The sequence below is a fragment of the Flagellimonas halotolerans genome (assembly GCF_035818535.1).
Lineage (GTDB): Bacteria > Bacteroidota > Bacteroidia > Flavobacteriales > Flavobacteriaceae > Flagellimonas > Flagellimonas halotolerans.
In genome coordinates this window covers 41,949-66,590 of sequence record NZ_JAYKYV010000009.1, presented here as the reverse complement: position 1 = coordinate 66,590, position 24,642 = coordinate 41,949, and the positions used below count along the sequence as shown (strand labels likewise).

At 44.4% G+C, this 24,642-nt stretch carries 18 protein-coding genes; 5 read left to right on the top strand and 13 right to left on the bottom strand.

Features of this window, described 5'->3' with window-relative positions; all coding sequences use genetic code 11:
• Positions 1 to 142: 142 nt before the first annotated feature.
• The 9 genes from VM932_RS11685 to VM932_RS11645 form a co-directional block, all read right to left on the bottom strand.
• Positions 143 to 1,315 carry an OmpA family protein gene (locus VM932_RS11685; protein ID WP_326278966.1) on the bottom strand — a complete coding sequence of 391 codons (1,173 nt, stop codon included), beginning with the start codon at positions 1,313 to 1,315 and terminating at the stop codon, positions 143 to 145.
• A gap of 115 nt (positions 1,316 to 1,430) precedes the next feature.
• Positions 1,431 to 1,868: a hypothetical protein gene (locus VM932_RS11680; RefSeq protein WP_326278965.1), complete on the bottom strand. Its 438-nt coding sequence runs from the start codon at positions 1,866 to 1,868 to the stop codon at positions 1,431 to 1,433.
• Positions 1,869 to 1,894: 26 nt separating this feature from the next.
• A complete protein-coding gene (bshA, locus tag VM932_RS11675; protein ID WP_326278964.1) occupies positions 1,895 to 3,037 on the bottom strand; it encodes an N-acetyl-alpha-D-glucosaminyl L-malate synthase BshA in 1,143 nt (380 codons plus the stop codon).
• Positions 3,038 to 3,066: 29 nt separating this feature from the next.
• Positions 3,067 to 5,979 (bottom strand): serine hydrolase domain-containing protein, encoded by a 2,913-nt coding sequence (locus tag VM932_RS11670; protein ID WP_326278963.1) that lies wholly within the window; start codon positions 5,977 to 5,979, stop codon positions 3,067 to 3,069.
• 258 nt (positions 5,980 to 6,237) lie between these two features.
• Positions 6,238 to 6,720 carry an ABC transporter ATPase gene (locus tag VM932_RS11665; protein WP_326278962.1) on the bottom strand — a complete coding sequence of 161 codons (483 nt, stop codon included), beginning with the start codon at positions 6,718 to 6,720 and terminating at the stop codon, positions 6,238 to 6,240.
• Positions 6,721 to 6,798: 78 nt separating this feature from the next.
• Positions 6,799 to 7,590 (bottom strand): (Fe-S)-binding protein, encoded by a 792-nt coding sequence (locus tag VM932_RS11660; RefSeq protein WP_326278961.1) that lies wholly within the window; start codon positions 7,588 to 7,590, stop codon positions 6,799 to 6,801.
• A 10-nt stretch (positions 7,591 to 7,600) separates the two neighbouring features.
• The gene (locus tag VM932_RS11655) at positions 7,601 to 8,926 is read right to left on the bottom strand and encodes a (Fe-S)-binding protein (protein ID WP_326278960.1); all 1,326 of its coding nucleotides are present in this window, start codon (positions 8,924 to 8,926) and stop codon (positions 7,601 to 7,603) included.
• Positions 8,927 to 9,913 carry an MlaD family protein gene (locus VM932_RS11650; protein WP_326278959.1) on the bottom strand — a complete coding sequence of 329 codons (987 nt, stop codon included), beginning with the start codon at positions 9,911 to 9,913 and terminating at the stop codon, positions 8,927 to 8,929.
• A gap of 65 nt (positions 9,914 to 9,978) precedes the next feature.
• Complete coding sequence (locus VM932_RS11645; protein ID WP_326278958.1) at positions 9,979 to 11,172, bottom strand: N-acetylmuramoyl-L-alanine amidase family protein; 1,194 nt, start codon at positions 11,170 to 11,172, stop codon at positions 9,979 to 9,981.
• A 130-nt stretch (positions 11,173 to 11,302) separates the two neighbouring features.
• On the opposite strand from VM932_RS11645, the gene VM932_RS11640 reads away from it, so the two are divergent.
• Together VM932_RS11640 and VM932_RS11635 are read left to right on the top strand one after the other, a co-directional pair.
• Complete coding sequence (locus VM932_RS11640) at positions 11,303 to 13,996, top strand: putative LPS assembly protein LptD (protein ID WP_326278957.1); 2,694 nt, start codon at positions 11,303 to 11,305, stop codon at positions 13,994 to 13,996.
• Positions 13,997 to 14,036: 40 nt separating this feature from the next.
• On the top strand, positions 14,037 to 14,417 hold the full coding sequence (locus tag VM932_RS11635; protein ID WP_326278956.1) for a RidA family protein: 381 nt from the start codon (positions 14,037 to 14,039) through the stop codon (positions 14,415 to 14,417).
• Here the strand turns inward: VM932_RS11635 and VM932_RS11630 are convergent.
• From VM932_RS11630 to VM932_RS11615, 4 genes are all read right to left on the bottom strand, one after another.
• The gene (locus tag VM932_RS11630; RefSeq protein WP_326278955.1) at positions 14,410 to 15,261 is read right to left on the bottom strand and encodes an N-acetylglucosamine kinase; all 852 of its coding nucleotides are present in this window, start codon (positions 15,259 to 15,261) and stop codon (positions 14,410 to 14,412) included. The genes VM932_RS11635 and VM932_RS11630 overlap by 8 nt on opposite strands.
• 74 nt (positions 15,262 to 15,335) lie before the next feature.
• Complete coding sequence (gap, locus tag VM932_RS11625; RefSeq protein ID WP_326278954.1) at positions 15,336 to 16,337, bottom strand: type I glyceraldehyde-3-phosphate dehydrogenase; 1,002 nt, start codon at positions 16,335 to 16,337, stop codon at positions 15,336 to 15,338.
• 22 nt (positions 16,338 to 16,359) lie between these two features.
• Positions 16,360 to 17,346, bottom strand: coding sequence for a 6-phosphofructokinase (gene pfkA, locus VM932_RS11620; protein ID WP_326278953.1), 987 nt, complete (start codon positions 17,344 to 17,346; stop codon positions 16,360 to 16,362).
• A gap of 144 nt (positions 17,347 to 17,490) precedes the next feature.
• Positions 17,491 to 21,942, bottom strand: coding sequence for a translocation/assembly module TamB domain-containing protein (locus VM932_RS11615; protein ID WP_326279015.1), 4,452 nt, complete (start codon positions 21,940 to 21,942; stop codon positions 17,491 to 17,493).
• Between the two features lie 72 nt (positions 21,943 to 22,014).
• Between VM932_RS11615 and tsaD the strand changes: the two genes are divergently transcribed.
• The 3 genes from tsaD (at position 22,015) to VM932_RS11600 (ending at position 24,642) form a co-directional block, all read left to right on the top strand.
• Positions 22,015 to 23,043 (top strand): tRNA (adenosine(37)-N6)-threonylcarbamoyltransferase complex transferase subunit TsaD, encoded by a 1,029-nt coding sequence (gene tsaD, locus VM932_RS11610; protein WP_326278952.1) that lies wholly within the window; start codon positions 22,015 to 22,017, stop codon positions 23,041 to 23,043.
• A gap of 174 nt (positions 23,044 to 23,217) precedes the next feature.
• Positions 23,218 to 23,925, top strand: a complete 708-nt coding sequence (locus VM932_RS11605; protein ID WP_326278951.1) for a 16S rRNA (uracil(1498)-N(3))-methyltransferase — start codon at positions 23,218 to 23,220, stop codon at positions 23,923 to 23,925.
• A 66-nt stretch (positions 23,926 to 23,991) separates the two neighbouring features.
• Positions 23,992 to 24,642 (top strand): DUF4159 domain-containing protein, encoded by a 651-nt coding sequence (locus tag VM932_RS11600; protein ID WP_326278950.1) that lies wholly within the window; start codon positions 23,992 to 23,994, stop codon positions 24,640 to 24,642.

The window sequence follows — 24,642 nt, the reverse complement described above, 5'->3', positions numbered from 1 at the left end:
CTGCCAATCAGTATAAGAGCATTCTGAAACTTTAATCTCTTGTTGAGGACAAACCAATAAAGCACGAACATTATTGGCAGGAAAATGAAATACTCTAGTGAGTTGAATAACATGGTCGGTTCTTCTTTATATTATGGTGTTTTTAAAATTCAACTATCTCAAAATCGGACCTCCTGTTCTTGGCATGTTTATCCTCAGTACAATAAACCCCATCGGCACATTCATTCAACAATTGGGTTTCCCCAAAAGCATCGTGACTGATTCTATCTTCTGAGATTCCTTTTGAAGTGACATAGTCCACCGTGCGTTCAGCCCTTCGTTCCGAAAGCCATTGATTGTACTTTTCCGTTCCCCTGGAATCGGTATGGGCCGTCACCCTTATGATCAAGTTGGGCTCATCTTCCATAATGGCGACCAACTGATCCAACAATTCTTTATCTTTTGAAGTCAAGTAAGAGGAATTGAGCATAAAGTACACATTCCCCAAATCGTTTATCTTGGTCTGCAGTGCATCTCTTCTGGCTTCTTCCGCTTCCCTTTCTGCCTTTTTCGCTGCGGCAAGCGCGGCAGCCTCTTTTTCTTTTTGAAGTCGTTCGGCCAGCAATCTTGCCTCTTCTTCGGCTTTGGCAATGGAATCCTGAACCCTTTGCTGCTCTTTTTCCATTTCCTGCAATAAGGCCAATTTCTCCTCTCCTTTTCTGGAAAGTCCTTTTTCCACATCAAACCTATAGGCCACTCCAAGGGCGTGCTGCATATGATTGGTTGCATTTTCCGTGTCCATGGCCCATTTACCTGTGGAGTTGAAATCCAAGCCCCAATGATCGGAGAGCCACGTCCTAAAACCCAATACGGCATTATATGTTCCCCTACCCTGATTATTAGCATCGGTATACCCCGCACCAATTCCCACGTATGGATCAAAAAAGCCTGTGTGTCCCAAAATCATGTTCAAATCATAGCTTACCCTAAAATCAAGCCCCCAGTAATCCACATCTTCTGGATTAACATTGTTGTCCACAATTTTTCCTTCCTTGTACTTATTGTAAGAACCTATAGCTTCCAAGCCAAGACCATTTTTAAAATAACGGCCAAAACTAATCCTGGACGGATAAGGAACTATGTTCCAGGCATCCCCTACGTCAAAAAGCTTTCCAAATTCATCTCCGGAGTCATCCACCACATTGGTTCCCAACGATACAAGCCAGTAGCTTTGTACAATACTATCCTTCTTGGTAAGTTCTAGGTCTTGGGCATAGGTCAATGCAAAAGAAAAAAAAGCCACGACCAACAAGGTCAAAGGTTTTGAAATATTCATTTTTACTCGATTTGAGGTTTATCGCCTTAAAGCTATGGCAAGCCCTTAAAAAAAGAAACTTTGCACTTCAAAGTGCGCTTATTTTCGATGAGAAGCAAAATATATTTTAAAAGTCCTAATGGTGAATCCTTTGGAAAGTGATGGTTTTATCGACCAATGGCATTTTGTAGAGGTAAAAGGGAAAATTAATGGCCTGGACCGTGGTTGCTTCCTCCTTTTTCTGCTCAACAAGCTCCAAGGCTATCGAAATTTCCGCGTCGGTCTCCTTTAATTTGGACAATACGGGCGTTATATTCCCTTTCTGCTCGCCCAAACAGACCAAGATCACCAGCTCTTGGGAAAAGTCCACAACGGGAACGGGTAGGCCAGGTTTACGGGTTTTGTTTATTTCCGCATAAAATTTTCGCAACGATTTTGCATCCCGAATCACCCGTGCCCCGAATACATCTATGTTGACAAAATCATCATGGTCTATCAATACCATACCTTCAATTGCTTCGCCCGCAGGGGAATGCCCCTCTTTTTGGGCCCTACAGGAGAGCAAACAGATCAATGCTATGAAGACTATATATCTGATGGCTAAAAAGTGTTTTTAAAGCGTGATCTAAAGGCCTTTTCATAAAGGTCTTCATACAAGGGCAGCACATGTACTATATCGAATTTTGATGCCACATTGAATGCATTTTCCTTGAACTTTTCCAAGGTTTCGTCATCCTTTAAGATCTCTATGGCCCGTGCTGCCATGGTCTCCACATCGCCTACATTGGCCAAATAACCGGATACCCCGTCAATGTTTACTTCGGGAATCCCCCCTGTGTTGCTGGAAATTACTGCCACCTTGTTGATCATCGCCTCCAAGGCCGCCAAACCAAAGCTTTCCGTTTCCGAAGGCAACAGGAACAGATCGGAAAAACAAAGGATCCGATCAATTTCATTGCTATTGCCCAAGAACAACACTTTGTCCTTCAGGCCCAAAGAATCGCACAGATCTTCCGCCTTTTCCTTTTCGGGCCCTTCGCCTACCATAATGAGTTTTGCAGGCATTGTTTTTTGGATCTGATGGAATATTTTAATGACGTCAGGGATGCGCTTAACCTTTCTAAAATTACTGATGTGGGTTATGATTCGTTCATCTTCCCTTGCCATCATGGTGCGCTGGCAATCCGTATAATTGTTCTTGTACTTGGTGGTCTCAATAAAGTTGGGTATCACCTCAATATCCTTTTCAATATCAAAAAGTTTTAAGGTCTCCCTTTTCAAGGCCTCGGAGACCGAGGTCACCACATCCGATTTATTGATACTGAAGGTAACCGCCGGTTTATAAAAGGGGTGTTTGCCCACCAAGGTAATATCGGTTCCGTGCAAGGTGGTGATCATCGGAATAAAGATTCCGTATTCCTGGAGCATCTTTTTTGCCATATAGCCTGCATAGGCATGTGGTATGGCATAATGCACGTGCAACAGTTCAATATCGTACAGTTTGATGGTATCCACCAACTTACTGGAAAGCGCCAGCTCGTAAGGTTGGTAGTGGAACAAAGGATATTCCGGTACGTGTACCTCATGAAAATGAATGTTGTTCCCCAAAAGTTCCAAACGCACAGGTTGACGGTAGGTGATAAAGTGTACTTCATGGCCCCGCTCTGCAAGGGCAATACCCAATTCCGTGGCAACAACACCACTACCGCCAAAGGTTGGGTAACACACGATCGCTATTTTCATAAGACAAATCTAAGGCAATTATTTATTACCTAATTAATAATGGAATCATAAATGGCCTGCTGAATACGTGTCCGCAATCCAGATTTGATCAATAATGTATTCGTTGCAGACGGGTAGGTTCTGTTCGACAGAAAAACATAGACAATTTCCTCTTCTGGGTCGGCCCAGGTATAGGTTCCCGTAAATCCGCTATGGCCAAAGCTCTGCCTGGACACACAACCACAGGTAGGGCCTTTTTCTTCCAGTTGGGGTTTATCAAAACCAACGCCACGCCTCACATTTTTGTTACAGAAATAGCAGGTATTGAACCGCTTCACCGTACGGGGATTAAAAAACCGTTCCCCACCATAGTAACCGCCCTGTAAGTACATTTGCATGATCTTTGCCACCTCATTGGCCGTGCTAAAGAGTCCTGCGTGGCCTCCTACACCGCCCTGCATGGCCGCACCCATATCGTGCACATAGCCCTGCACCGTCTGATATCTGTAATAGTCGTCCTCTTCGGAGGGAACTATCTCCTCTTTGGAGAATTTTTTTAAGGGATTAAAGGTGGTTCGTTGCAGCCCCATTGGTTTGTACAGGAACTCATCGATCAATTCGTTAATAGGCCTTTTATAGGTATCCTCAATATACTCCTTGAACACATAATAACCCACATCGCTATACCGGTACCTGTTCGATTTAAGGCTTTGTCTGCCAATCCTGTTATAGATGGAATCTTTATATGACCTGGTCAGATATAAATGCTCGGCAACTTTATACGGAAATGCCTCCGATGGGTTTCGCCTGTAAAATTCCGATGATGGCTTTCGGTCCTTGTTCAAGGTATCCAAGTAAAAGGCAATCCAGGAAGGCAATCGCCCATAGTGGGATAGGGCTTTGAGGACGGATACCTCTTTCAACTCGGTATCGGCATATTCGGGAATCAGCTCCCCGAATGTATCGTTCAGGGCAATCTCCCCCTCTTCCTCCATTTTCATGATCAAGGGCAAGGTGGAGAGAATCTTCGTTAGCGAAGCCAGGTCGTAAATAGATTGTTCTGTGATATGCTCCTTGGATTGATAGGTGGGTTTACCAAAATTCTTGTCGTAGACAACTTTTCCCTTTCTGGCAATCAATACCTGTGCCCCTGGAAACATCAGGGAATCCAGTCCATGTTGCACCAAGGTATCGACCTCGGCCAAAAGTTCGGAGCTCATCCCCACCCGTTCTGGAATACTGTAACCCAAACGCTGAATGGGCTCAACATCAACGCCTGTGCCCACTGGAAACTCGCCATGGGCCGATACGGGCAGTTTGCCCGATGCCCCAATGGCACCAAAAATAAGCTCGGCCACCTTTTTCTGGGCTATCCTGCTATTTTGATAGCCCACCACTAGCCCGTCCACGGTATCAAAATTCAGGACATCCAACAAAGCGTACGGCCTAGCGAACAAGGCCAAAATGGTGTTACTGGTCCGCAAACGGGATATTTCCTCCAGCCAAAAAAGCTCGTTCTTTGAAAATTTGTAGCCTTTCCAAGGACTTGAATTGTCCTTATGAAAACCGATGATGACCAAATTATACTTCGCCAGCTCCTTTTTATACCGGGCAATATCCCTGGCCTTGATATGGGTTACTTTGTAGTATTTGTTCAATGCTTCGTGGAAAGCGGCCCCGGGATCATCACCAAAATGCACATAAGCAATTTTTTTATTGTCCAGTTTTTTGATGGGCATCAACGAAAAATTGTTCTTGGCCACCGTTATGGCGGCTTCAATGGCCTCTTCGTAGACCACATCGTTTTCAATGCCGTTCAGGTCCTCATGGAGGTTTTCCAAACGCACAGGCTCATAATTGTACAGACCTGCCTTGTATTTGGCCATCAATATTTTTTTGACGGACCTGGCCAATCTTTCCTCCGTGACCACACCATCGTGATATGCCTTTATGAAAGTTTCTTTGGCCTTGAGCACGTTTTCCGGCATCAATAATAAATCATTCCCTGCCAAAAAGGCCTGCAATTCCACCTCGCCTTCGGGGGCAAAGTCCGAAACCGCCTTCATGTTCAAAGCATCGGTGATGACCAAACCTTTAAATCCCAATTGGTTTTGCAATACGCCCGTCACTATACGTTTGGAAAGTGTTGATGGGTGCCCTTCCCGAGGTTCCAAACTGGGCACATCCAAATGGGCCACCATGGTAGAGCTCAATCCGGCTCTCATTACTTCTTTGAAAGGATACAGTTCAATCGAATCCAATCGCTCCAAAGATGAGTTGATGATGGGCAAGGATTTGTGTGAGTCGGTAGCGGTGTCGCCATGTCCGGGAAAATGTTTACCACTGGTGAGTACACCTGCCTTTTCCATGCCCCGAACAAAGGCCCTTCCCTTTTCTGCCACATTTTTGGGGTCTTCGCCAAAAGAACGGTTACCTATGATGGGGTTTTGCGGATTATTGTTCACGTCCAAATCCGGTGCAAAATTAATGTGTACCCCAAGACGTTTGGCGTGTTTTCCGATCTGATGCCCCACCTTTTCCACAATGGCACTATCCTGGATTGCCCCCAGGGTCATGTTCCATGGAAAAGCGTAGGTGGAATCCAAACGCATGGCCATGCCCCATTCCGCATCGGAACCAATGAGCAATGGCACTTTGGATACTGCTTGATATGCGTTGGTCAATTGTGCTTGTTGGACAGGTCCCCCCACTAAAAAGATGACCCCTCCAATACCTTCGGATGCGACAAGGTCCCTTACCCTATCCGTTGCGGATTTACTTTGGTTCGATGCAACGCTCACCATAAACAACTGTCCTATCCGTTCTTCAAGCGTCATGTTTGCATAGTGGTTTTCCACCCATGCCATTTGGGCCACGGAGTCTTTAACAACCAACGGGTTAAATTGCCCGATAGCTTGTAAACAAAACAGTAGAAAAAGGGGGAGATGGAGATTTATCCGCATAAAAATCTTGTCTAAGACCTGAACTTATTGGCAATAAAAATATTGCATTTCATCGAGGAAAGCATAAGATTTAAGATAATTTAAGAGTGTAGTGCTTTAGTTGTAGCAATTCTTCCACAAAAATCCCGAAAAGCACTATATCCCGTTCGTAGGCAAAGGCAGGTGCCGAGAAGTGGCCGTGGTCAATGAAAATTCTCGGTGTTGGTCCACGCCCTGAAATCAATCGAATTTGAAGCTTTGACGTCCAGTATTTAAAACCTATACAAACCTGGAGTGCCAACTTTCGCTGGCAGGGACTTCCCAATGGTCCAAATATTCCTGTTTTGTGGCCACCAAGTTGTTAAAAACAATGGTGTTCGGGGAAACCGATTTGGCCTTGGCCATTTTCTTGAAATCTTTTAGGGGCTTGTAGGCAATGTATTCACCTTGTTTGAAGGATACGTTCATCCTGTCCAGCAATTCTACATTGTATTGCTGCTCCAGACTTTGGATAAAGTGTACCGAAGCGTCAATGGAGCAACCCGATGCACTTACATTGGTCTGGTCCAATCCGATAACGATAAATCGCTTGTACTTTATCTCGAATCCCGCATGTAAATTACTGCCATGTGCGGTCCATTCCTTTAGGAAAGCTGTTAGGCTCTCTTCCAACTCCTTCAGTTCTTCTTCCGTAAAACTCCTGTTGGATTGATAGATCCAAACTCTGGAGTGGTCTGGCAATTCATTGAAATCTACTAGCATTTTTTTTATTTATTTCGGTCTCGACCGCCTACCCATATTCGGGAGGCATGCGCTCGACCTGACATTTTTATATTCAATTTATAAGCCTTGGGAACTCGCCAACAGTTCGGCCACGTCCAAAACGGTGACACTGTCCTCTTTTTCGTGTGCCTTTATCCCATCCGTCATCATGGTATTGCAATATGGGCAAGCTGTTGCAATAATATTGGGGTTGGTTTCCAAGGCATCCTTGGTGCGCAATACGTTAATGTCCATATCCCCTTTTTCGGGCTCCTTGAACATTTGGGCACCTCCCGCCCCACAACAAAGGGCAGTTTTCCTGTGTCGTTTCATTTCTACCAATTCAGCACTGGTCTTGCCGAGCACTTCCCTTGGTGCATCAAAAACGGAATTGGCCCTGCCCAAATAACAGGGATCGTGGAAAGTAATGCGTTTTCCCTTGTATCTGTCCCCCGAAATGGCCAAACGCCCGTCATCAATAAGTTCTTTAAGATATTGTGTGTGGTGGACCACGTCATAATTGCCACCTAAACTTGGGTATTCGTTTTTTAAGGTATTAAAAGAATGTGGATCGCAGGTGACTATTCGTTTTATTTCGTAGCCATTCAACAATTCTATGTTCATCATGGCCTGCATTTGGAACAAAAACTCGTTACCGGCTCTTTTTGCCACATCTCCCGTGGAACTTTCCTCGGTACCCAAAACGGCAAAATCCACATTGGCCTTGTTCAACAACTTCACAAAGGCCCGCGATATCTTTTTGGCACGATCATCGTAACTACCCGCAGAACCTACCCAAAACAATATTTCCGGCTGTTTGCCTTCTGCCATAAACTGCTGCATGGTCTTAACCTTTAATTGTTCGCTCATAGTACTAGATTTATTCGTTTACCCAATTTAAACGGTCCATTTGATTGTAGGGCCAAGGGGCTCCGTTGTTCTCTATGTTGGACATCATATTGTTCAGTTCGGTAGGGGCGGCCGATTGCTCCATGACCAAATACCTGCGCATTTCCACAATAATGGACAAGGGATCTATGCTAACGGGGCAGGCTTCAACACAGGCATTGCAAGTGGTACAAGCCCAAAGTTCCTCCGTTGTGATGTAATCGCCCAATAATTCCTTGCCATCGGAAACAAACTTTCCTTTATTGGCATCTATATTTTTTCCCACTTCCTCCAGACGGTCGCGGGTATCCATCATAATTTTTCGGGGCGATAATTTTTTTCCGGTCTGATTGGCCGGACATTCCGAAGTACATCGTCCACATTCGGTACAGGTATAGGCATTGAGCAGTTGTACCCAATTCAAATCCGTGACATCCGAGGCCCCGAATTTCTCGGGCTCCGCCGCATCATCCTCCGCGGGTGCGGCAAATGGGTCTGCATCGGGGTCCATCATCAGTTTCACCTCTTTGGTGACGGATTCCAGGTTATTGAACTGTCCCTGTGGCTTTACTTTTCCATAATAGGTGTTCGGAAAGGCCAAAAGGATATGCAAATGTTTTGAGTAATAGAGGTAGTTTAAAAAAGCCAATATGCCCAAAATATGCAACCACCATGCTGTTCGTTCCACAAAGATCAATGAAGATTCCGATAGCCCGTCAAACAAGGGAGCGATAAACTGGCTCACGGGAAAGGATCCTGCTTGCACGTAGTGTTCCGCTCCTATCCGCTGCAACTGAAAATCCGTAGCGTTCATGGTCAGGAACAAGAGCATCAGCACAAACTCGATATAGAGGATCATGTTTCCATCGGTTTTGGGCCAACCTTTCATTTCGGGTTTTATAAAACGCTGTATTCTGATGATATTCCTTCTGATCCAGAAAACCACTACGGCGACAATGACCAAAAGTGCCAATATTTCAAAAGACCCGATCAAAAAATTGTACACGGTACCCAAGGGAGAAAACAACCTGTGTGTTCCCAAAAGGCCATCGAGGATGATCTCGAGCACCTCTATATTTATAATGATAAAGCCCACATAAACAATAATATGCATAAGACCGGCTATGGGCCGCACTACCATTTTGGTCTGTCCCAAAGCTATCTTTGCCATGTTTTTCCACCGTTGGGATTTGTTGTCGCTCACATCAATATCCTTTCCGAGTTTGATGTTCCGGGACAACTTTTTAACATTGCGGGCAAAGAACCCAACACCCAGAATCAGGGCTATGGCGAATACTATATTGGGCAGATATTCCATTTATTGATTTTCTTTTAGTCCCGTAGAATCCTGCTGCTCTGCGGGATCGTTCTCTGGGAGCGTGTACTCTTTTTGCTTTTTACCAAATACGGAAACATTGACATAGCGTTTGGGGTTTAGCCTAAAATCCTGCAACAATAGATCCAACTCCCTTGATGCATCGGCCAAATTGTTATAGAGCGCATCGTCTTGGTGCAATTTGCCCAAAGAGCCCTCGCCCCTTTCTATTTTGGCCAATATGTCGTTAAGCTTTTCCACGGTAGTCTTGAACTCGGTAAGGGTCCCACCAAGATCGGAGTTTACCAGGGAATCGGACAGTTTTGAAAAGTTGGAAGTGATTCGGTTTACATTTTTCAAGGAACTGTCCAACTGCATTTTATTATTGTCCAGCAAAGTGTGAAGATTATCCGCGCTTCCCTTAAAGGATTTTACCAACTGATTTAATGAAACTATGGTTTCTTGCAGCTGTTTTTTGGTAGGGTCGTCCAATATCTGGTTCACATTCATCAATAATGTATCGGCGTTGGACACCGCTCCTTCAACCTTCATCTGCAAGGGCGTCAATTTTTGTTGTACCAACTCGGTGATGCCGGGTTTTATTTTGGATTGCAGTGTATCTCCTGATTTTGCCCTGGGCGCTTTATCAAACACGGGAACAATTTGAACGCCTTTTCCACCGATGATACCGGTATCGAAAAGTTCAGCAATACTGTTTTTGGAAAATTCAAATTCATTATTGATCGATAAGGTCACCAACAATTTACCGGAACTGTCCTTAAAATTGATACTGGTAACATTGCCAACATTGTATCCGTTAATGGAAACCTGGGTCCCGGGCTGTAATCCGCCCACATTGTCGTAAACAGCATAAAAAGTCTTGTTGTTCTCAAAAAGTGGAGAGGATTTTAAGTAGCTAAGCCCAAAAATGAAGGCAACGATTCCAGCGACTACGATAATCCCAGTTTTGATTTCCCTGGATAGTTTCAAAAGATTCGGTTTATGGTTTAAACAAATTTAGGAATAATTATTACAAGAGTGCTTTTGGGGGCATTCTACTTCACTACATCCGTAATGGGAACCCTTAGCCCGTTCTTGTATGCCACAATGTACGATGTGGTATAGCCTTTGGCATCCGCATTTTCCTTTAACCTCTTGGCCTCTTCATAAGTGTTTGCATTCCCGTACATATACCGAAACAGGTTCTTATAGGGCTCCTTGGACAATTCGCCCAGACCATTGAAGTTACTTCCATTGAGTGCAATATTTTTTCCACTGGCCATCAATTGCACTTTGAACACTATTCCCGTATCTTCTTTGGCTTTCTTTTCTTCATGCTGGACCCCGGAAGATTTGTTTTCAGGCTGTTTCCCTTTTACTTCTTCTTGCTTTTTTGGGCCATCCGTTGGTACGGTAGTAGCTATTTTATCCTCCTTGACTGGAGGGGTGTCGTCCACTGGTGTGGATGTAAAGCCCATATCCTCTTTATAGGCCAACACGGCATCGGCAATGGCCTTTCCCATTTCCTCCTGTCCTTTTTTGGAGTTAAGATAGCTTCCCTCGTTTTTATTGGTCAAAAAACCGGCTTCCACCAAAACACTGGGCATAAAGGTTTGGTGCAGTACGATGAACCCTGCCTGTTTTACCTTTCTATCCTTGCGCTTGAGTCCTTTGGTAAAATTATCCTGTAGCTTTTTTCCCAATTGTATGCTCTGGTCAAGAAACTCTTCCTGCATAATGGTCAGCCCTATCACGGATTCCGGGGAATTAATATCATACTCTGCATATCGCTGCTCGTAATCATCCTCCAAATAAATCACGGAGTTCTCCTTTTTGGCTACCTCAAAGTTTTGACGATTGGCATGCAGCCCCAGTACGTATGTTTCTGTTCCGTAAGCATTGGAACTATGTGCATTGCAATGTACCGAAACAAAAAGATCGGCATTGGCCTCGTTGGCGATCTCGCCCCTTACGAACAAATCGACAAAGGTGTCATCGTTCCTGGTATAGACTACTTTTATATCGGGGTGCTTTTCCAGCTCCTTCCCTACTTTTAGGACAATGGCCAGGGCTATTTCCTTTTCCAGGTACCCATTTCCAATATTCCCCGGGTCGTGCCCACCATGCCCTGCATCCAAGACCACAACAAATTTATCTTTGGGCAATACCTCGGTATCATTTTTGTTAAAAGAGGTCAAAGGAAGGACCAGAAGTAGAAAAACTAAAAATGCTAACCGACTTTTATTCATAAGAACTGAGTAATTATAGCGTTCATTAATGGTTAAAAATATCGTAATCACCAATAAGTAGAACAAAAAATATATGTAAGTTTGAGGCCAAAAACTGGGCCAAACTAGCACAAAAATAGGATTTATCACGTTGCAACCAAATAAACATCTTTTACTTTTCCTATTTGTTCTTCTTTGTGGCACAGTTACCTTAAGTGCTCAAGAAGACCTTATCAGACCTTTGCCCATCAAGGCTTCCAAGGACACCATCACTGCTCCTTTGTTGCCCCCGAACATCTTGAACGATTCGATAAAGACGGATTCCGTTGCAACGGATACCGTTCCCAAAAAGCAGCCTTTACTTTTGGACAAAATCAAATATAAGGCCAAAGACTATGTAAAACTTAGCCAAAAGGACAATAAAATTTACCTGTACGACGAAGCGGAAATCCATTATCAGGATACCGAGCTTAAAGCGGGGGTTATTGTTATGGACTATGTAAAAAACGAGGTCTATGCCGGGCGCATGAAGGATTCGTTGGGCAATTACTCGCAATTGCCCTTTTTTAAACAAGGGGACCAAGAGGTCCGGCCCGATTCCATCCGTTTTAATTTTGATACCCAAAAGGCCCTGATCTGGAATTCCAGAACCGAGCAACAGGCGGGGTTGGGACAATTGGGAAGCGACGCCATGAAGGTGTATGCCGAAAAGACAAAAAAAGAGAACGATTCGGTTTACTTTTTAAACGAGGGCAAACTGACCACCTCCAACGACACGGTAAACCCCGATTATTATATTAGGGTACGAAAAGCCAAATTTGTTCCCAAAAAGAAAATTATAGCAGGGTACAGCAATATGTACATTATGGACGTACCCACACCTGTCGCCCTGCCCTTTGCTTATTTCCCATTGACCACGGGCCGGGTGGCTGGAATCTTGTTCCCTACCTTTGGCAATGATCCCCGAAGAGGCTATTTTATCCAAAATGGCGGATATTACCTGCCTATAAGCGATTATGTGGACCTGAGTATCACGGGGGATTATTACACCAACGGCAGCTATGGTCTACAGGGAAGTTCCGTTTACACCAAGCGCTATAAGTTCAAGGGGAATATAAACATCAGTTACGAAAACCTGGTCACAAGTCAAAAGGGTTTTGACGATTACAGCCGAACCAGCAACTACAACATCAGGATATCGCACTCCCAAGACTCCAAGGCCAGCCCCAATTCGCGTTTTTCCGCATCCGTCAACTTAGGGTCCAGTCAATATTACACCAACTCCCTTAACCAGGTAAACCGGAACAATTCGCAAACAAACACTTTTGCATCCTCCATTAGCTACTCCAAAACATTTCCGGCCTATCCATCGGTAAATACAAGTCTAACGCTGAGCCATACCCAAAACACCCGATCGGAGGAACGTACCATCAATATGTCCCTGCCGAACTTTCAGGCAAGCATGGAACGTATCTATCCTTTTGTGAAACGGGATGAAATCAAAAAAGGGGTTTTTGAAAACATCAATTTTCAGTACGATGTCAATGCGCAGAACAGCATTACCACAACAGAGGAAAACTTTTTCAAAAGCGGCATGTTCGATGATGCCAAAATCGGGGCAAGGCACAGAATACCCATTGCGACCAATTTTAAACTGGCCAAGTACCTTAGTGTAAGTTTAAGTGGCAACTACGAGGATATCTGGTCCATGAAAACCGTTAGGCGGCAATATGATGCCGAATTGGAGGAGGTGGTGACCGATACCATTTCGGGTTTTGACCGTTTTAACCGATATAGTTTTGGAACCAGTATAGGTACAACAATGTACGGTACATGGAACCGTGGCGAGGATAAAAAGATACAGGCGTTACGGCACGTAATGCGCCCCTCGATCAGTTATAGCTACACCCCTTCCTTTGAGCAGTTTTACGAATCCTATACCGATGGGGATGGCGAAGAGGTTCAGTACACTCCCTTCGAGACCAGCATCTATGGAAGACCTTCCCTGAACAAAGGAAGTTCCTTGAGCTTTTCCCTTCAGAACTCCCTTGAGGCAAAGGTCAGGGACAAAGATTCCACGGCCACCGAACCCAAGAAAGTAAAGATCTTGAGCAATCTTTCGTTTTCCGCCAGTTATAACCTAGAGGCGGATTCCTTAAAGCTCAGCCCGGTAAGTATGAGCGGGGCCACCGAAATCATAAAAAATGTTCCCATTAATTTCGCCGCCACTTTTGACCCCTATGCCATTGATAACAATGGTCGCCGTATCAACACCCTCAACATAAAAAATGGCGGGGGCATTGCAAGATTGACCTCAGCCAGGATAAACACCAGTTTTTCGCTGAACAGTGAAATGTTCCAAAAAGGGGGCGCAAAGGAGAAGAGCGACGAGGAAAAACAATCGGATTTTAGCGACAACCCATTTGCCATGGACGATGTCCGGGGAGATCGTGCATTTGGCAGAGGGCAGACCGGAAGGCAACAAAGCAAAGGCAATACACAGGACAATCCTATATACAACAATAAACTACCTTGGGACGCCCGCTTTACCTATGTGGCCTCATACAACAACAGTAACCGACAGAGTGAAATCACCAACCACTCTTTAATGTTCTCGGGGAACATTCAACTTTCACCTAAGTGGGAAGTAGGTTTTAACTCCGGGTATGATTTAAAGAACAAAGGTTTTGCCGATACACGATTTGCCTTTAAACGCGACCTTGGCAGTTTTAGACTAAGTTTTGATTGGACACCCTTTGGCAGGTACGAACGTTGGTACTTCTTTATTGGGATAAAGAGTTCCCTATTGAGCGATATCAAATGGGAAAACAGAAGTCAGCGATAATTTTAGCTCGATATTTTTTACCTTGTACCAAAACATTCCCATGAAAAAAATAATAAACACCTCAAAAGCACCGGCACCTATTGGGCCCTACAACCAAGCAGTGCTCATAAAAGATACGCTGTATATATCCGGGCAAATTCCCATTGATCCCACAACGGGTGAATTGGTTGAAGGCGATATAAAGGCCGAGACCAGACAATCCATGGAAAATTTAAAAGCCATTCTCGCCGAAGCGGGGATGACTTTTGGGCATGTGATCAAATCCTCGATATTTATCAAGGACATGAACCAGTTTGCCCAGATCAATGAAGTGTACGGCACTTATTTTGATGCGGATACCGCACCAGCAAGGGAAACTGTGGAAGTCGCAAACCTGCCCAAGTTTGTCAATGTTGAAATATCGATGATCGCTGTTAGATAGTACCTTGGTGGAACTCCACGAGACCCTCGATGGGCCTACGTCGGATGACACCCAAGATCAAATCGTTGCGTTCCATACAGGCCTTCAGTTCATCCCTTAAAAAGTGGGCTATGCTCCCTACAAAGCTAACGGGCACCTTGGTGGCCAGTTCGTATTGCATGATGTAATTGTTCACGAACTGCTGAAGTCCCTTTTCAATGACCCCTTTGCAATAAGGATGCTCCTTGTTTTCAATGATAAAACGTGCAAATGTGGCCAAATACGTGTTTGGGTTGGGTTGCTTGTACAGATGATCTTTAATGACATCGGCATCCAGGTCGAATTCCTTGGCGAATTTTATACCAAGGTCTTGTGGCATTTTATGGAAATAGTAATCCCGGATCAGTTTTCTTCCAAAGAAGTTCCCACTGCCATCGTCCATTAAAATGTAACCAAGTGATGTTACCTTCTGGATTAGCTGGTGACCATCGTAATAACTACAATTGGAACCGGTTCCCAAAATACAGACAATACCCTGTTTGCCAATTTTAGTGGTGGCATATATAGCGGCATAGGTATCTTCCCTCACCTCGGCTTTGGCATTGGGAAAGAAATCCTTGAAGATGGATTTCAAAAAAATTTTCATTCTATCGGTACCACAACCGGCACCATAAAAATACAATTGACGTACTTTTTCCTTGTTTTTGGAAAGTTCAAAATTATTGGCCAACCTGTCCTCTATTACTTCTTTGGTAAGCACTTCCGGGCTAAGGCCCAAGGTTTGGGTAACAAACAGTTGTTTCCCATTATCATCCAAGGCAATCCAATCGGATTTAGTGGCACCACTATCCACAATCAAAACCATACGTCGAGATTTATATTGAAATCCTGAAGAGAGGAATCCTCCCTTCAGGATGAAAAATTATTGAGATAAAAAAATTATAGGCTTGCTGCGTGCAGGGCCAAGTCAACCAATTTATTGGAATAACCGGTTTCGTTGTCGTACCAAGAAACCACTTTGAAAAATTTGGAATTTAGTTCAATTCCAGCACCTGCATCGAAAATGGAAGTTCTAACATCCCCAACAAAATCTTGGGAGACTACAGCTTCTTCGGTATATCCCAGAATTCCCGACAATTCCCCTTCGGAAGCAGCCTTCATAGCAGCTTTGATACCTTCGTAGGAAGTCTCTTTTTCCAATTTTACGGTCAAATCCACTACGGAAACATCTGCAGTAGGGACCCTGAACGCCATACCTGTTAGTTTACCTTCCAGCGAAGGAATAACCTTGGTTACCGCTTTTGCGGCACCGGTAGACGCTGGAATGATGTTCAAAAGGGCACTTCTACCACCTCTGTAATCTTTTTTAGAAGGACCATCAACGGTCAATTGGGTTGCCGTTGTGGCGTGTACCGTTGTCATCAAAGCTTCAGCAATACCAAACTCATCGTTAAGAACTTTGGCGATCGGTGCCAAACAGTTGGTGGTACAGGAAGCATTGGAAATAATAGTGTCCGTTGCCTTGACATCTTTATGGTTAACACCCATAACAAACATTGGGGCATCCTTGGATGGAGCGGAGATCACGACTTTTTTGGCACCACCATCAATATGTGATTGGGCCATGTCCAAAGTGGTGAAAATACCGGTACATTCTGCAACGACCTCAGCGCCGACCGCATCCCATTTTAAATTCTTTGGGTCACGTTCTGCCGTAATCCTGATTGTATTACCGTTGACTACCAGATTTCCATCTTTCACCTCCACGGTACCTTCAAAATTTCCGTGAACAGAGTCGTACTTCAACAAGTAGGCCAAGTGCTCAACATCCAACAAATCGTTGATTGCCACAACATCTACATCACCTCTTTTTACGGTTGCCCTAAATACCAACCTTCCTATTCTACCGAATCCGTTGATTCCTATTTTCAAATTTGACATGTTCTTCTTTTTTGTGTTTAAATTAAGTTGTCATTATATCCGAAACTCTTATGAGCTCTTCGTCGATTTCCGTGTGCGCTTTTATGGCCTCTGCCAAAGGTGTAAGCACCAATTTGGTATCCTTTATACCTACCATTAGGTTTGATTTGCCCTCCAGAATGCTCTCAACGGCCTTAACGCCCATTCTACTGGCGAGAACGCGGTCAAAGCAAGTTGGGTTGCCCCCTCGCTGCATATGCCCCAGTACGGACACCCTAACGTCATAAATGGGCAAATGCTCTTCCACGTATTCCTTTAGTTCAAAAACGTTCTTACCTATTTTATCCCCTTCGGCAACAATTACGATACTAGATGATTTCCCCGAGGCTTTACTTCGTTTTAGGGAATCCAACAAACGCTCAAGTCCCAGGTTCTGTTCGGGAATTAAAATTTCCTCGGCACCTGCGCCCACACCTGCGTTAAGGGCAATGTGCCCTACGTCCCTGCCCATTACCTCGACAAAGAAGAGCCGGTTGTGGGAACTTGCGGTATCACGAATCTTGTCAATGGCATCCACCACGGTGTTGATCGCGGTATCAAAACCTATGGTATAGGAAGATCCCAAAATATCGTTATCAATGGTTCCCGGGATTCCAATTACTGGAAAATCGTATTCTTCTGTGAACAAAAGCGCACCTGTAAAGCTTCCGTTCCCACCAATGACCACAAAGGCGTCGATACCTTCCTTGGTCAGTTGGTCGTAAGCTTTCCTTCTTCCTTTCTCTGTCCTAAATTCCTCGCAACGGGCGGATTTTAAAATAGTACCTCCCTTATTGATAATGTTGTTTACACTACGTGCATCCAAGGTCTTAAAATCGCCTTCCATCATTCCTTGGTACCCTCTGTAGATGCCCACGCACTCAATTCCCAAATATGCACAAGTACGGACAACGGAACGAATTGCGGCATTCATTCCAGGAGAGTCTCCGCCTGAGGTAAAAACGCCTATTTTTTTAATTTCTGAAGCCATTCAAATTTTTAAGAGGTCAAAGCTAGGAAACTTTATTCAAATTTTGAATACCTTGATAATTTATTTGTTTTATAGGATTTTCTCAAACGTTTTCGTAATAAATTAATACAAAAACTCTAAAAAATATAAATTTTATTGTATTGATTAGGGTTGATTAACAGGCTTTTCCGAAAAACGAATCAAACTGTCCTTTCCCATGACCTGCGTGGGCTGTTTTCTGGGAGTGCTTTTTTGTTCTGTTGCCGATTTTTCCTGCTTGTTGAACACCTTCCGCATCAACTCCCTAAAACTGTCAAAATCCACTTGGTAAGACAGCCCCACCCCTTGGGTATACCCTTGTCTTTCGGCCAAAAACTGCTGCACCTGGTTTTCCCTGTTAAATATCTTGGCACTGAGCGTTCCCTCATCGTTCAACAATACCTGCACCTCAACATCGCCGGCTACCACCGTTTCCGAAACGCCGCCGACCGGTACCCCTACCCTGCCGTTCACCAAAATACGGTCGGACAATTGTGTGGAGACCGTTACCCCTATCCTATCCTCCGTGGCAATATCGGCGTTGGGATCGTTATAACCCTGCTCGTAGGACACCCCGAAGTTAAGTTTGTCGTTGTTTCCCGATAGTATTTGGTTGAAAAGCCCTGAAGCGGTCTGGATCAGGTTTCCGGTAACGGCCTGTTGGTTGATCCCTCCCGATTGTGGGTTCACAAAGGTTCCCTGTGCCAACAAAAAGAAGGCGTTTCTTTCCTTAATGGTCGGATCTTGCAAGCGATACTCCAGTTCGGACTGCACTACAGAAGTCGTGCCGGGAAAATCGATCCCAAAATTGATGTTGGGGCTTTCCAGTTCCCCGTCCAACCTTATAACAACTTCGGTGGGTATTCTTCCTGTATATCCCGCATTGTCCAAAAGTGGCGCGGGATTGGCATTAAGGGAATATACCGCTTCCAAGTTCAATTGTGCCGCCAGTGGGTCTCGCTCCCACAGAATGGTGCCCCCAGGACGCACCTTGAACTTTTTATCTATGACGCCGCCATATTTAAAATTATATTCCCCGGACACCACAACAAAGTCCCCGTACATATTGAATTTTCCATTGGTATTGATCTCGATCAACAAAATACCTTCCCCTGTTCCCTTTAGGGAACTTCCCGTGGACCGGTCCACTACAATCTCCACTTCTGCCTCGGGGGTAACAGCAAGGTCAAAGGCCATTTCCAACCCTTGGTATTCATCCAACACCCGTTCTTCCTCAAAGGACTTGGATTGCCCTTTTTCCAAAAAATTGATAAATGAATAATCCCCTACGCTGGTCACATCGCTCAACGGGATCTTAAGGGAAGTGCCCCTAGCCGTAATGGCATCCACAGTAATGGTCAAGGCATCGGTTGGACCATAAATACTTCCCGTTCCATTGATGAAACCTGTTCCGTAATAGAGGGTTTCCTCATCGTATTCGGTGTTCAAAATCATGAAGCGGTCGTTATTGGTATCCACATCCAGCCCAAGGAACCAATCATCAAAACCGGTGTGGCTTATGGTACCGTCCAAAGTGGCCGTGGTGCCCTCCTCCACGTCGGAAAGCTCCACATTTTCAAAATAAAAGGTCTGGTCGAACAAGCGTACCTGGGAATAGGGTGCAAAATCATAGTCCACGTTGAGATAGGGAATTCCAATGCCCGCATCATTTAAGCTGAGCACCCCATTAATAGCAGGGTTTTCCACATTACCGGTGATGGTTGCATTGCCACTGACCTTTCCCCTAATATTGGAAATAATGTCCTCCCCCAACGGGTTGAAGGGCTCTAGGGCAAAATCGGTAAAGTCAGCGACCAGGTCCAGTTCTTGCTCATTGTTTATGTTGGTGACCTTTCCATTTATGCTCATGAGTTCTTTTCCCTTATCATTGAGCCAGGTGCTCACGCCAAACTCGGTAAGGTCGTTGTTGCCATAAATGCCAACTTCCAAATCGCCCATGTGCATCTTGTTGATACTGAAGTTTTGGATATGTAAACTTGAAGTGGGCAGATACTTTCCATCTTTCTGTAAAATATTGAGAAAGCCATCCACTTTCCCGTCCAGTTTTAGGCTGTCGATCGCCGGGGTGATCTTGTTTAGGGATACCAATTTAAACTGTAGGTCCAAATCTTTATAGGTGGAATCCGCAAACTCTCCCCTTAATCGAATCTGTTCTTGGTTATTGTTGTCCATGACCACATCCTCTATCCTGATGCTGTCCAAGGAGCTGTTAAAGATTACCTTGTTCTTATTGTTCCCGTTCTTGTTGAGCACCCAAGTGTTCCCTTTAAAGCTAATGTCCGATTTTTTGAGTCCAATGACCGATCGGTTGTTTTCGTTAAAGGTGTGATAAAAGTTCAGGTTATAGCTGTCGTTGTACTCGCTTCCTCCCTTAAACTCCGTTCTAAAGAAAAGGGTGTCCTTTAAGGTGGTATTGATCAGGTTAAAATCTTTGATATCGTAATACACCGTGGACATGTCCTCCACGGACACAAAGGTGTTGAACAATGGGTTTTTGTTGTCTATCTTCAACTCAATATTATCGAACTTGTTCCCAAAGGCCTCGATACTGGGCGATTTAAAGGTGAGCTTAAAATCACTTTGGTCCGCCTTTATGGCCCCTCGAATATAGGTGTTGGCATCAAAAGCCATTTCCGGGACAAACACATCAACAATCTTGTTGTAAATCTTAAAGTTGAAGTCGAGATGTTGTCCGCCCGAAATCTCAAAGGGCTGGTAATTGGTATAGATACTTCCAATGGAATTCTGAATCAATCTTCCCAGTTCGTTTACCTTGAAATTCCCTCGCATATATCCGGTGATGATATCCGGTGAGTTGATCTCCACGGTTCGTATGGTGTCCCGATCAAAGGAAGAGGTCACATTGAAATCCTCGAAATAGTAGGTGTCGTTCGCATTTTGATAGGTGGTATTGGAAAAACGCAACTGTCCTGCCATGTCGTCAAGATTGTTGCCTTCAATATCCATATCCACATGCCCTTTAAATATGGAAATGCTATCGTTGATAAAATTCAATTCCTTAAGGTCGGCGTAGTCCACTGCGGCCACAAAGTTGAATTTGTTCTCCCGGGCCCCGAAATTGGCCAATCCTTGAAAATCGAACCTAAAGTTATCGTCGTTACACAAAAGCACACCATCAAAAAGTTCGTTCCTCAAAATACCGGAAACCTTTATTTTGTTATACTCGTAATCGTTGAATTCAAATTTGTAGATGTCCCCGGAAACTTCGGTATTCAAGCTCTCCGCTACAAATCCCTTTCCTTCCACGTTCATGTCCATAGAGGCAAGTCCAAGGTCTTCATTATCTATAAATTCCCCGATATCAAAATCGATCAAAGAAATAAAACCAATGTACGAGGCATCTTCTATGGTCTGCACATTGGTCATTTGAAGATCCACGTAGCTATCGCCCACAGCAGTGTTCAAATTGACGGTTACGTCAATGGAGGTCTCTGTGATCTCCGTATCCCCACGCACTGTAAACTGACCCAATTTTTGAACGGACCCCGGAATGTTCCTGCCCAATATTTGGGGCAAAATACTCCGTAATTGATAATAACTGGAGGTAAGGTTGTCTATATCACCACGTAGTACAAAGGGAGCCTGCCGACTAAAAATGTTATCGAACCTAAAGTCGCCTCGAATACCTGTATTATCGGTAAAAAGAAACAAATTATCTACCTGGAGTTGGTTGAGCACCCCACTAAAGTCCCCGGTAAAGGTCACCGTTTTGTCCTGACCAAATTCATCGTAAAACGCATTTATCTCGTTTAGGGCCACGGAAGATTCCGTAAAATTGGCATCGATCTTCACCAAATCAACAAAATTGGCCAGATCTTCCCGCTCATAATTGAACACCAAATTACCTTTTAGTTCGGATTGCTCTGTATCGATCAGCAGGGAATCAAAGCGCATCTGTTGCTTGGTGTATTTAAAATCGGTAGCCAATTTCTCAAGGCGTATCCCTCGCTTTGCCAAGGTGGAAAGGTCGTCTATTTTTAAGGAGACATCCGGTCCAAGTACCTGAAAATCGTGCGCCAAAACTTCAATTTCCGAGAAATTCAGCACCTCTGGTTTTTCGAGGTTCTCATCGACCAACCTAAATTTCCCACCATGTATCTCAATCTCATCAGAAGACATAAAAAATGGAGGGGTTCCAGGGTCTCTGGGCTTACCGTCATCCAATTTGGCCACAAACACATCCAGATTGGTGTCCGTTTCCCCTTCGTAGGTCTTTAAGTTAAAGGTAACACCGTCCAATTCCATATCGCCAAACTCCATCTTATTATTGGTCATATTACGCAGGTTTAAAATAGATGTGGTCAGCTTGTGAATGTAAATTAATGTGTCCTTTCTATAATCTTCCACATAAATACCCTTTATCCCTGCATTCATGTTGAACAGGGACATGCTTATCCGTTCAATGTGGATGTTTGTACCAAACTCCTCGTTTAAGGCATCGGTAGCGTATTTTCCCAACTTGGTCTGTACCGCAGGCAAGGACAATACCAAAGAGCCCAATACCAGAATAAGGATAATGGCCAGAAGGAAACGCAACAGTATTTTACGAAGTTTTTTGATAGGGTTTTTATGTTTTACCTTTGACAACCAATTTTTGTTCCAAAACGCGTGGAAAATCCAAAAAAATATATTCTTGCAATCGAATCATCCTGCGATGACACCTCTGCTGCCGTGCTTTGCCATACAAAAGTACTGAGCAATGTGGTAGCTACCCAAGAAATTCACAAGCAATATGGGGGTGTTGTCCCAGAATTGGCCTCAAGGGCACATCAACAAAATATTGTTCCCGTGGTACACCAAGCCTTGGCCAAGGCAAATATCGACAAAAAACAGCTATCTGCCATAGCATTTACACGAGGGCCCGGACTTATGGGATCTTTGCTGGTGGGCACCTCTTTCGCCAAATCCTTGGCACTGGGCCTGGACATACCCTTGATCGAGGTAAACCACATGGAAGCCCACATTCTCGCCCATTTTATCGAGGATAAGGACCAGACTTCCCCAACATTTCCGTTTTTGGCAATGACCATTAGTGGGGGACACACACAAATTGTGAAGGTCACGGATCACTTTACCATGGAAGTCTTGGGCGAAACCTTGGACGATGCCGTGGGCGAGGCCTTTGACAAAAGTGCCAAATTGATGGGACTGCCCTACCCCGGTGGCCCATTGATCGATAAATATGCAAAACTGGGCAATCCAGATGCCTTTACCTTCCCAAAACCAAAAGTTGATGGACTTAACTTCAGTTTTAGTGGGTTAAAGACCAGTATTCTCTATTTTTTACAACGAGAAACCCAAAAGAACCCAGATTTTGTTTCCGAAAACATGAATGATATTTGTGCTTCGGTGCAATTCACCATTCTGGAGATATTAATGGAAAAGCTGCAATTGGCTGTTGACCAGACCGGTATAAATAAAATTGCCATTGGCGGGGGTGTTGCTGCAAATTCAGGAATTCGGGGAAGACTTAAGGATGCAGAGGAAAAGTTGGGCTGGCAAACCTTTATTCCTAAATTTGAGTATTGCATGGACAACGCCGCCATGATCGGTATTGTTGGTTACCTTAAGTTTGAAAAGGGGATGTTCACCGGCCAAAGTATTGCCGCCAAGGCACGTTACGCCATAGGTAGCTAATTAGCTATAGGTTTCGCCTAAAGAGTCCTCCCCCAGCCCCTCCAAAGGAGGAGAGAACGGTTCTTCCCTATGGTGAGATTGGGTGGGGACAGAACGTGAAATAAAAATAAACCAAAGTCTTCGCCCAAAGGCGAGGGATTTCCCCAAAAGGGGACATTAATGTAAACTTTAACTATGCAGCTTTTCTACAATCCATCGTTGGACAATAGTGCCAAACAGTTTGTTTTTCCGCCCGATGAAAGCAAACACATTGTCCGGGTCTTGCGAAAATCCGAAGGAGACATTGTACACATCACCAATGGCAAAGGCTATTTGTTCGAAGCTGAAATCTTGGAGCCGGACCAAAAAAGATGCAGGGCACGTATTACTTCGCAGCGTAAATCAATTCCAAAAAGATATAAACTGCACTTGGTGGTTGCCCCTACAAAAATGAATGACCGATATGAATGGTTCTTGGAAAAGGCCACCGAGATAGGCGTGGATGAGATTACCCCGATCATTTGCGACCACTCCGAACGAAAAACCATTAAACTGGAACGAATGGAGCGTGTACTGCAAGCTGCCATGAAACAATCGTTGCAAACAGTTTTACCACAGATCAACCCACCAATACCCTGTAAGGACTTTTTGGAATCCGATACTACCATTGGCCTAAAATTTATTGCCCATTGCCAAAATGGGGAGAAAATGGAGTTAAAACGAAGAGTGATCGCCGACAATGATGTTACGATACTTATCGGGCCCGAAGGTGATTTCTCCAAAGAAGAAATCGATCTGGCCAAAGAAAAGGGATATGTCCCCATTGCCCTGGGAAGAAATCGACTCCGCACCGAGACAGCGGCCATTGTGGCCTGCACAACAGTGGCCACAATCAACAACTAATGGGACCGTACTTTATTTTTTACAAAGGAATATCCTATTTTTGAAAGGCTGGTCAACTGCTTCCATATGAAACAACATATCCATTTAATATGTACCCTACTGTTTTTTGCGGTAACTGCAATACATGCCCAGCAGATTGCCGTACTTAAATATGGAGGTGGGGGCGATTGGTATTCCAACCCCACGGCACTTCCCAACTTAATTCAATTTTGCAACACCAATATTGATACAAAGATCGATCCAGAACCGGAAACGGTGGAAGCAGGGAGCGTCTCTATTTTTAAATATCCATTTTTGCACATGACAGGACATGGCAACGTCTTTTTCACAGATGAAGAAGTCCAGAATTTGCGAACCTATCTTTTGTCCGGAGGTTTTTTACATATTGACGACAACTACGGCATGGAACCTTATCTGAAAAGGGAATTGGAAAAGGTTTTCCCGGACAAACCCTTGGAGGAACTGGGTGCCGACCATCCCATATTTTCGCAAAAATTCAAGTTTGTGGATGGACTTCCCAAAATCCACGAGCATGATGGGAAAAGACCGCAGGCCTTTGGGGTTTTTGATCGGGGAAGATTAGTTTTGCTCTACACTTACGAGTGCGACCTTGGGGATGGCTGGGAAGATCCGAGCGTGCACAACGACCCGGAAGAAGTTCGGTTGAAAGCCTTACAAATGGGAGCCAATATTGTGGAATATGCCTTTAAAAATTAA